The following is a 7,632-nucleotide window of genomic DNA, read 5'->3' on the forward strand; positions in this document are numbered from 1 at the left end:
CCCGGCCACCTGGCCGGGCGGTGTCGTGGCGCGCCCCGGGAGGGGGTCAACCACGGACGTCGTCGAGGATCTCCCCGGCTCCGGCGCGCTCGCTCAGGGCGCTGATGACGTCCCCGGGCAGCATGCCGCGCTCGCCGATCAGCTCGAGCAGCGACTCCGCGGACGTGCCGAGGTCGACCAGCAGGTCCAGGTCGCCGACGGGGGCGGCGTGGGTGAGCACCGCGGCGTCATCCTCCTCGTCGTCGGAGCTGAATCCGGCCATCGACGGCAGCGCGTCGGAGAACAGGCGCTCGGCTAGGTCGGAGGTCAGCAGGACCCGGCGGTCGGAGAGGAAGACCCGCGGATCCGGATCATCGGCGCCGACGCGGACGATCGCGAGGTACTCGTCGTCCTCCTCGAGGAACGCGACGATGGTCTCGTCGCCGACGTCGCGCATCTGGTCGGCGAAGGAGTCCAGGTCCTGGGCCTCCGCCGGCTCCAGGTCATGCGCTGTCCAGCTGCCCTGCTCGCGGACGATCGCGATTGCCTTCGTGGTCACGGTGTGCCCTCACGTCCCTTCTGCGACCGCGTGGTGCTCCGCCGGCCGCGGCCGGCGCCGGGGCTCCCGGCCCGAGTGCCCCGCCGTCCCCAGCTGTGATTCTCGCCCCGGCGGCCGGACTTGGGTATTCCGGTTCACCCCGTCGGGTGAGTTCTACCGCGTCGGGGGGTCGATTCCCACCGGGTGGTCCGGTTGACACTCGATGTCGGCCCAGCCGGGTAACCCCCCATCTGCTCCCCCGGAACTCACCGTCACGTCATTTCACCTTTGGTGATGGCCGCAGCTGATGTGCGGTGCCGGCGTCGGCGCGACCCCGGCGCAATCGCCCTGGGCGAGGCGCTGTCCGGGGACGGAGGTGAGGTATGTGAACGGAACCGGGGGTGGCCTTCGCCGTCCACAGCCCTCGTGGCACTGTAGAAAGCGCGATGACGACATCACTCCCGCGCAGGTTCACCGCCCGGACCCAGGCCGCGCTTGCCGTCGAACGCCTCGCGGCGGAGGCGTCGCGGCGCCTTGGCCGCGGTTCCGGGGAGATGATCGGCGGCAAGCTCGCGCTGCGGGTCGCCCCGGGCATGCTGGCCGAGGTCGCCGCCCAGCGCCGTAGCGCCTGCGTGTCCGCCACCAACGGCAAGACGACCACGACCCGGCTACTCGCCCGGGCGCTGGGCACCCTCGGGCCGGTCGCGTCGAACAGCGGCGGGGCGAACATGGCGCCCGGGGTGCTCGCGGCGCTCTCCAAGCCGCCCTTCGACGCGGTGGCGGCCCTGGAGGTCGACGAGATCTGGCTGCCGCCGGTCGCCCGGGAGGTCCTCCCGCGGGTGGTGGTGCTGCTCAACATCAGCCGTGACCAGCTCGACCGGTCGAACGAGACCCGGCGCATCGCCGCGATGTGGCGTGAACTCGGCGGGGAACTGCCCGGCACCACGGTCGTCGCGAACGTCGACGACCCGCTCGTGGCCTGGGCGGCCGCCGGTTGGAGCCGGCAGGTGTGGGTCTCCGCCGGCCAGAACTGGACCGCGGACGCGATGGTCTGTCCGCAGTGCGCCCGCCTGCTGCACCGCAACGACAACGGCTGGTGGTCCGAGTGCGGGCTGGCCCGCCCGGAGCCGATCGTCGCCGTCACCGGCCCGAGTGAGCTGCTCTGGTACGGCCGGACCATCACCGCCCGCCTCGACCTGCCCGGCCGGGTGAACCTCGGCAACGCGGCGATGGCCGCCGCCGCGGCTCGTGAGTTCGGCGTCGACGTCGAGGCGGCGCTCGCGGCGATGACCGGCCTCGGTGACGTCCAAGGCCGCTATCAGGAGGTCGTCCTCGGCGAGCGGGGCCGCCGCGGCCGGCTGCTGCTGGCGAAGAACCCCGCCGGCTGGGTCGAGATGATGGAGCTGCTCGGCGACGCGCCGCCGCGGCCGGTCGTCATCGACTTCAACTCCCAGACCGCCGACGGCCGCGACCCGTCGTGGATCTGGGACGTGCCCTTCGAACGCCTCGGCGGCCGGCAGGTGCTGGTCACCGGGGAGCGGAAGGAGGACATGAGCGTCCGGCTCGCCTACGCCGAGGTGCCGCACAGCGTGCACGCCAGCGCCGAGGACGCGGCGCTGGCGGCCAACGAGAAGGTAGTCGACGTGGTCGCCAACTACACGGCCTTCCGTGACCTGCTGGTCCGGAGCTCCCGATGAGCCGCGGGCCGTCCACGACCAGGATCGCGCTGATCTACCCGGAGCTGCTCGGCACCTACGGCGACGGCGGGAACGCGATCGTGCTCGCCCGGCGGCTGCGCTGGCGCGGCCTGCGCGGCGAGATCGTCAACGTGCCCGCCGGCGCGCCGGTGCCCGACGGCTGCGACATCTACCTGCTCGGCGGCGGTGAGGACGCGCCGCAGGTGCTTGCCGCCGACGGCATCCGGCAGAACCGCGCGATCGCCCGTGCGGTCAGCGGCGGGGCCGCCGTGCTCGCGGTGTGCGCCGGCTACCAGGTGATCGGCGAGTCGTTCCCGTCCGGCGGGGAGATCCACCCGGGTCTGCACCTCGTCGACATCGAGACCCGCCGGTCGTTCGCGCCGCCGCAGACGCCGCCGCCGGCGCGGGCCGTCGGCGACATCGTCGTCGAGCCCGATCCCCGGCTCGCTTTGCCTACCCTGTACGGGTACGAGAACCATGCCGGGCGCACCCGGCGGCTGCCCGGCGCGGGCGGCTTCCCGCTGGGCACCGTGCGGCGCGGCATCGGCGACGGTGACGCCGGCACGGACGGGATCATCGACGGTCGCGTCGTCGGCACCTACCTGCACGGCCCCGTGCTGGCCCAGAACCCGGCGCTGGCCGACATGTTGCTCGGCTGGGTGCACGGCTCGTTGCCGCCCCTCGACGGGCCGCCGGAGACGACGGCGCTGCGCGAGGCCCGGCGCCGGGCGCTGGCCGCTTCCTGATCCGGGGCCGGGTCCTGGCTGTTTCGTGACCTGAGGGGCGCGGCCCTGGCGTCGCTCGATCAGGCGTTTGCGGCGTTTCCGCGCGGGCGGTGTGGTTCGGTGTGATCGTGGCGTCGAATCCTCTCGCCGGCTGGTGGGGCAAGAACAAGCGGACCGCGTACATAGTCCTGGCCGTCATCGTCGTGCTGTTCGTCTTCGTCAACCGCGGTGGCGGTGCGAAGACCAAGCGTGTCGAGATGCCGAAGGACTACGGCTCGGCCGGACGGGAGCTGCTCGTGCACGCTCCCGCTCATCCCAAGAAGCCGATCCCGCTCGTCCTGATCCTGCACGACGACAACCTGGACGCGAAGACGCTCGACCATGACAGCGGCGCCGGGTCGGTGGCGAACAGCCGCGACTTCGCGGTCGCCTACCCGGAGGCGGTCGGTGGCACCTGGCGCATCGACAGCCCGGACGGCGCCGACGCCCAGTACCTGCGCGATGTCGTCGCCTACGTCTCGGCCAAGAAGAGCAAGATCGATCCGAACCGGGTGTACGTCTGGGGCGTCGGCGAGGGCGCGCGCCTCGCGCTGACCACGGTCTGCGCCACCGGCAAGCCGGTGTTCGCCGCCGTGGGCGTCGTGGGTCAGTTCGCCCAGGAGCCGCAGTCGCCGTGTGGCGACCGGGTGCCCAAGGTCCGTGCGGCCGACATCGAGTGGAAGAAGAAGGTCAGCGAGGCCCTCTGGGAGGCGTCCTCGAAGAACCACCGGGCTGCCTGACGCGAGCGGCGTCTGACGTCCGGAGGTGGTGGTCCGCCGATGCCGCCGGGAGGGGGTAGCGGCATCGGCGGACCTTCGGCCGAAGGTCCCGAGGTGACCCGCCGGCCTTCCGCTGCGGATGGGGGGGGAATCCGAGGGAAGGCCGGCGGGCGTTCGGGGGCCTTCCGGCCGGACGGACGTCAGATGGGGGGGAGATCTGACGTCCGTCCGGTCGGAAGGACAGCAGTCGACGAAGACGGGAGCGCGCGACCGAGGGACAGTCGGTCGGGCCGGCGGCCAGAGCGGATGCCGACGACGGCGGGGCGGGCTCCGTTCGCGACCGAAGGGGGGGTGGCCGCGAACGGAGCTGCCCAAGCCCTGCTGGGCGCGGGCGGCCGACCAGGAGCGGTCAGCGAACCTACGCCCAGAGCGGCATCGTGGCGCCCTGGCACGCTCATGTGGCGTGCGGGAAGGGTTCTAGACCCGACCGACGTAGTACGAGGTCGTGTAGATGGACTGCAGCTTCACGACGCTGCCGGTGTGCGGCGCGACCCACATCTTGCCGTCGCCGGCGTAGATGCCGACGTGGTAGATGTTGCCGGGCGTGCCGAGGAAGATCAGGTCACCGGGCTGCTTGTTGTACATCGAGACCCGGGTGGTGGCGGCGAACTGCGCGTCCGTCGTCCGCGGCAGCGTCTTGCCGAGCTGCTTGTAGACGTACTGAACGAGTCCGGAGCAGTCGAACGAGCTCGGGCCGTCGGCGCCGTAGACGTACGGCTTGCCGGCCTGCAGGGAGGCCAGGTAGACGGCCTTGCCGCCGATGCCGCTGGCCGGCAGGGGCACGTTGACGTTCACCGACGGGGTGGCGATCGCGCCGACTCCCGCGGCCACCGCCCCGGCGACCTGAGCAGCGCTCGGGTTCTGCACGGTGAGGGTGGCGTCGTTGGCCGAGTGGACCGACTGGAGCGCGTCCGTCCCGTCGAAGATCGCGGTGACGTTCGTGGTGGTGAGGACCCGCGCGGTGTAGGAGGCGTAGCCCTGGGCGTTCGTCTGCAGGTGCTTGAAGGTGGCCCACCCGGTGGGGAGCTTCACCTGCACCTTGACGAGCTGGTCCGCCAGCGGCTCGTGGGTGGCCTCGTTGAACAGCGAGAAGCCGACCTCGACCGGCTGGTTCGCGGCGACGTGCAGATCCGGGTTGGTGACCCGCAGACCGACCTGGGCCTTGCCGGCCAGCGGCGGTGCCTCGAGCCCGATGGACGTCCCGAGAGCTCCGCCGACGCCGTGCGAGCTGACGGCTGCTGCGGCGATGCTGCCGCCGAGGGCGGCGCGGGAGCCGATCTGGGTGGCGAGAGCGACCGGGGCGGTGTTCGCCGACTCGTCCCGCACCGTGTCGGCGTGGGTGTCGGTGGCACAGCCAGCGAGGCCGACACCGGCGACGGCGACGGTCCCGGTGGTCATCGCGGCGAAGGCGCGTGCACGGGCCCGACTACGGGCGGCCGACTGAGGTGACGGGGCGCGGTGACGGCCGCGACCGGCAACTCGCGAATCTTCGTCGAGCTCCAGGCTTTGCGCGGACAACAAGTATTCCTTCCCGTACGCCTGCGAAGTGAGCTGTCGGGTTCGGGCTGGGCTGCCCGGTCCGAGGCGTGGCCTTCACGCATCGGACTTCACCCCGAGACCAGCACCGCGGATCGGTGCCGGCCGGTGGAGGTGGGTCCCCCGCTCCTGCCCCAAGTGACGACTCGGAGGGGACACCTGGGCCGGGGGCAGGATTCGGCGTTCGGCCCGGTGTTGTTTCGTGACGTCGGCAGTGAGACTAGTCCACTCGGATAGGGCGGGTAAACACTAGTCCTTCCCAACTACAGGCAGTGCGCACCGAAGTGCCACCCGCGTCGGGGCTGTCCCCTGGGGGTCGTGCGGCCGGCGCGGCCGGCGTCCCGTTCTGAAATACCCTTCCTGTGCTGGGATTTCCGTCGTCCGAAGGGTGAGTGGCGGGTAGCCCGGGACCGATTAGTACGGAGGTGGTCCCCCGGGTGGTCGCGGGGGACCTGGCGCGGCTGGTTGCGGAAGGTGTCCGAGAACGGCGGCGGAACCGGCGGCTCAGCGGCCCCGGCCACGGCGGGTCAGGAAGCCCGCGGCGTCGAGCACCTGGAGCTCGACGGCGAGCTCGTGCACCTCCGGCGGCAGCGACCGCTGGTGGGCGAGAGCGGCGAGGGCGGCGCGCGCGTGGTCGGCAAGTTCGTCGAGGGCGCGCTGGCGCTGGCGCATCCGGGCCCGCTCCTCCTGGATGGTGCGCACGGTGTCCTCCTGCCAGCGCCGCGTGCGCAGGATGTGCTCGCTGGCGTCGGCGGCCTGGCGTTCGGCGTCCTCCAGCCGGCTGAGCAGCCCGTCGAGGACCTCGAGCCGGCCAGCCAGTTCGACCATCAGGTCGTCCCGGTCGGGCAGCGTGGCGGTCTCGCGCCGCTTGGGGTCAGACGAGGGCATGTACTCCCCTGGCGGGTGGGGGGATCGGGGATGACCGCACCGAGCGACGGGTACGCGACCCGGTTGCTCCGACACGGTTAGTTACGGTAACCGACAGGGGCGTCCGGGTGTAACCCATCGTACGGATTCGTCGGGACTGTCAAGTAATAGCAAGAAAGAGCTATGGACCCGCTGTCGGTGGTGCATTCTCCGAGTTCATCGCCCGCCCCGTTCGTTTGCGTGATCAGGCCGCCGGGTGCGGGGTGCCGAGGAACACACGGTGCCGGATCCGGTACGGCGAACGGTGCCGTCCACCCCCCGGCCAGACCGGCCAGGCCCGCCGGAAGGGTGGCCGCGATACCCGGTCGGGGGCGACGATCCGGTGGCGCCGACCCACCGATCGTCACCCTGTGTCACAGGGGTTGTGTCGCGGCGGCGGGGTCTCGGCGGCCGCTGGCGGGCACGGAACCCGGCCTACAGCCAGCCGTTGCGTTTGAACGCCCGGTACAGGCACCCGCAGGCAGTGACCATCACCGTGAGAACCGCGGGATATCCCCAGGTCTGACGCAGCTCTGGCATGTGGTCGAAGTTCATTCCGTAGATTCCGGCGAGAGCGGTGGGCACGGCCGCAATCGCCACCCAGGCGCTGATCCGGCGCATGTCCTCGTTCTGCGTGATGGCCAGCTGGGTGAGAGTGGCCTGCAACACGGACGAGAGCAGTTCGTCGAAGTGCCCGATCCGCTCGCTGACCTGTTCCAGATGGTCCGCGACGTCGCGGAAGTAGCGCCGCATCGCCGGCTCGACCAGGCGGGGGCTGTCCGAGATGAGCGTGCGCAGCGGTCCGGCGAGCGGCTGGACGGCGTGCTTGAGCTCGAGCAGCTCCCGCTTCATCTGGTAGGTGGTCTCGGTGGCCGGGTTGCGCTCGCGTCGGAACACCCCGGCCTCGATCTGGTCGACGTCCGCCTGGATCTTCTCGACGGTGTCCACGTAGTCGTCGACGACGCGGTCGCAGATCGCGTGCAGCACCGCGGTCGGGCCGTGCCGCAACATCTCGGGGGCGGCCTCCAGCTGGCCGCGCAGCCTCGTCATCTCGCCGTGGTTGCCATGGCGCACGGTCACGACGAAGTCCTCGCCGAGGAAAATCATGATCTCGCCGGTGGTGATCACCTCGGACGTGGCCGAGAGCTCCTGGTGTGCGACGTAGGTAGCGGTCTTCAACACCATGAACAGGTGGTTCTCGTACTGCTCCAGCTTGGGCCGCTGGCCGCCGGTCACGGCGTCCTCCACCGCGAGCTTGTCCAGGCCGTACTCGTCGGCGACCGCGGCGAGCTGCTCGTAGGTTGGCTCGAACAGGCCGAGCCAGGCGAAGGCGGCCCGCTCGGACCGGGCGAGGCGCAGCGCGTCGCAGTGGTCGACGTCCATCGTCACGCGCCGCCCGTGGCTGTACACGCCGCAGGCCATCACCCGTCCGT

The 7,632-nt window shown here is 71.4% G+C and carries 7 protein-coding genes and 1 riboswitch; of the genes, 3 read left to right on the plus strand and 4 right to left on the minus strand.

Annotated elements, in window-relative coordinates:
• Nucleotides 1–46: 46 nt before the first annotated feature.
• Nucleotides 47–538, minus strand: a complete 492-nt coding sequence (locus MXD58_RS15625) for a tRNA adenosine deaminase-associated protein (protein ID WP_248837591.1) — start codon at nt 536–538, stop codon at nt 47–49.
• 425 nt (nt 539–963) lie between these two features.
• On the opposite strand from MXD58_RS15625, the gene MXD58_RS15630 reads away from it, so the two are divergent.
• From MXD58_RS15630 to MXD58_RS15640, 3 genes are all read left to right on the plus strand, one after another.
• Complete coding sequence (locus tag MXD58_RS15630; RefSeq protein ID WP_248837592.1) at nt 964–2,214, plus strand: Mur ligase family protein; 1,251 nt, start codon at nt 964–966, stop codon at nt 2,212–2,214.
• Nucleotides 2,211–2,960, plus strand: a complete 750-nt coding sequence (locus MXD58_RS15635; RefSeq protein WP_248837593.1) for a type 1 glutamine amidotransferase — start codon at nt 2,211–2,213, stop codon at nt 2,958–2,960. The genes MXD58_RS15630 and MXD58_RS15635 overlap by 4 nt, the downstream gene beginning before the upstream one ends.
• An 89-nt stretch (nt 2,961–3,049) precedes the next feature.
• Entirely contained in the window at nt 3,050–3,718 is a 669-nt protein-coding gene (locus MXD58_RS15640) for a PHB depolymerase family esterase (protein WP_248837594.1), read from the plus strand.
• Nucleotides 3,719–4,174: 456 nt separating this feature from the next.
• Here MXD58_RS15640 and MXD58_RS15645 read toward each other — a convergent pair whose 3' ends face one another.
• The 3 genes from MXD58_RS15645 to corA all read right to left on the minus strand — a co-directional run.
• Nucleotides 4,175–5,155 carry a C40 family peptidase gene (locus tag MXD58_RS15645; protein ID WP_248837595.1) on the minus strand — a complete coding sequence of 327 codons (981 nt, stop codon included), beginning with the start codon at nt 5,153–5,155 and terminating at the stop codon, nt 4,175–4,177.
• Between the two features lie 124 nt (nt 5,156–5,279).
• Nucleotides 5,280–5,455: riboswitch (cyclic di-AMP (ydaO/yuaA leader) on the minus strand.
• 342 nt (nt 5,456–5,797) lie between these two features.
• Entirely contained in the window at nt 5,798–6,181 is a 384-nt protein-coding gene (locus tag MXD58_RS15650) for a hypothetical protein (protein WP_248837596.1), read from the minus strand.
• Nucleotides 6,182–6,634: 453 nt separating this feature from the next.
• A partial coding sequence (corA, locus tag MXD58_RS15655) for a magnesium/cobalt transporter CorA (RefSeq protein WP_250609450.1) occupies nt 6,635–7,632 on the minus strand: 998 nt, incomplete at its 5' end.

Source organism: Frankia sp. AgKG'84/4 (assembly GCF_023242965.2).
Taxonomy (GTDB): Bacteria; Actinomycetota; Actinomycetes; order Frankiales; family Frankiaceae; genus Frankia.

Coding starts and splice junctions, on each gene's coding strand:
- MXD58_RS15650 (WP_248837596.1), bottom strand. CDS start 6,181: ATGCCCTCGTCTGACCCCAAGCGGCGCGAGACCGCCACGCTGCCCGAC.
- MXD58_RS15630 (WP_248837592.1), top strand. CDS start 964: ATGACGACATCACTCCCGCGCAGGTTCACCGCCCGGACCCAGGCCGCG.
- MXD58_RS15645 (WP_248837595.1), bottom strand. CDS start 5,155: ATGACCACCGGGACCGTCGCCGTCGCCGGTGTCGGCCTCGCTGGCTGT.
- MXD58_RS15635 (WP_248837593.1), top strand. CDS start 2,211: ATGAGCCGCGGGCCGTCCACGACCAGGATCGCGCTGATCTACCCGGAG.